At 74.5% G+C, this 1,481-nt stretch carries 1 protein-coding gene and 1 pseudogene; both read right to left on the bottom strand.

Annotated elements, in window-relative coordinates; all coding sequences use genetic code 11:
* Nucleotides 1–306 (bottom strand): annotated as a pseudogene (locus tag DQW85_RS23140) (alpha-(1-2)-phosphatidylinositol mannosyltransferase); the annotation flags it as partial.
* Nucleotides 303–1,481: M48 family metallopeptidase (locus tag DQW85_RS23135; RefSeq protein WP_162795270.1), on the bottom strand; the 1,179-nt coding region annotated here is incomplete at its 5' end. The pseudogene DQW85_RS23140 and the gene DQW85_RS23135, both read right to left, overlap by 4 nt.

Genomic DNA, 1,481 nt, shown 5'->3' with positions numbered 1-1,481 from the left:
GCCCGCGGCGCGCAGCCGGGGTGCGAGCAGCCCGAGCGGGGCCGCCGCCCCGAAGACCACCGTCTCGGCCTTGTGCTCGGCGACCAGCCGGGCCGCCGTGCGGGCGACGGCGGGCGTGGGCAGCATCAGCGAGGTGGGGTGGCGCACGACCGGGTACGGCTGGCGGCGGTCGAACTCGGCACACCCCCTCCAGGCGGGCGCGTAGACGGCGACACCGGGCGTGCGCAGGGCCAGGCCGTGCACGAACGACTGGATGCCGCCCGGGCGGGGCGGGAAGTCGTTGGTGACGACGACCACGCTGGTCACGGCTCTGGGACGCCGTTCAGCCGGGCCCAGGCGCGGGCCAGGGCGGTGCGCTCGGGCGCGGTCGGGTGTGACGCATACAGGACATACTCCACGACATCCGGCGACAAGTCGGAGAGGTTGGCGGTGGCCAGGCGTTTCTGCATGGCGACGAAGGTCGCCGGTGCCCGGGTGAGGTCGAGGGCGTGCGCGTCGGCCCGCGCCTCGACGTGGCGGCTGATCAGGTGCTGCGCGGGGCCGGACAGCAGGACGGCCAGGCTGATCAGGCCCATGAGCACGCCGACCGCCCTCGGGTCGGTCACGGAGGCCACCTTGGCGCGCCGCCGTACCAGGTCGAACAGCAGGTACAGCAGCACGGCGCCGAACGCGGCGGCCAGCCCGCCGACCAGGGTGCCGCTCAGGACGTCGTTGTGGCGGGCGTGGCCCAGTTCGTGCGCCACGACCAGCCTCACCTCCTGCGGCGGGGCCTTGAGCAGCGTGTCGTAGACGACGATCCGGCGCGTCGCGCCGAAACCGGAGACGTACGCGTTGAGCGCGGTGGTGCGGCGTGAGGCGTCGGCGACCAGCACGTCCTCGACCGGCACCCCGTCGCGCGCCGCCATGGCCAGCAGGTCGGCGCGCAGCGGGCCCCGCGGCATGGAGTGGAAGTCGTTGAAGAGCGGCTCGAAGACCACCGGGTGGACGAACGACGCGGCCACCGTCAGCGTGAACGCCCCGGCCGCGGCCGGGATCCACCAGCGTCTGACCTTCCGGGCCAGCGCCACGACGGCCAGTATCATGATCGAGATCACGAGGGCGTTCACGCCGATGCTCTTGAGCCGGTCGCCGGTCCACGCGGCCCAGTCCTGCGTGGACAGGCCCCACTCGCGCAGCAGGATCTCCATCCAGACGGCGAGCGGCCACCGTACGGCCTGGACCAGCGCGGTCAGCAGCAGCACGCCGAGCACCACCCGGACCGGCCACGGCCCCCTCAGCCTGCCGAGCAGCCGCGCGCCCAGCGGGGTGAGCACGAGCAGGCCGGCGAACAGCAGGCCCAGGCCGTACGAGAGGTAGGCGGGGACGCTGACGGCGGCGTCGAAGGCGGCGGCCCTGGCGATCTGGACGGCGGTGAAGTCGCGGGCCGGGTCGGGCGCGACGGCGGTGGCCGCGGGCGGGAGCGCCCGCCAGGGCGTCGCGAG

It is taken from the genome of Nonomuraea lactucae (assembly GCF_003313395.1).
GTDB lineage: Bacteria > Actinomycetota > Actinomycetes > Streptosporangiales > Streptosporangiaceae > Nonomuraea > Nonomuraea lactucae.
The sequence above is the reverse complement of the archived record's forward strand: the minus strand, read 5'-3'. Positions and strand labels throughout refer to the sequence as shown.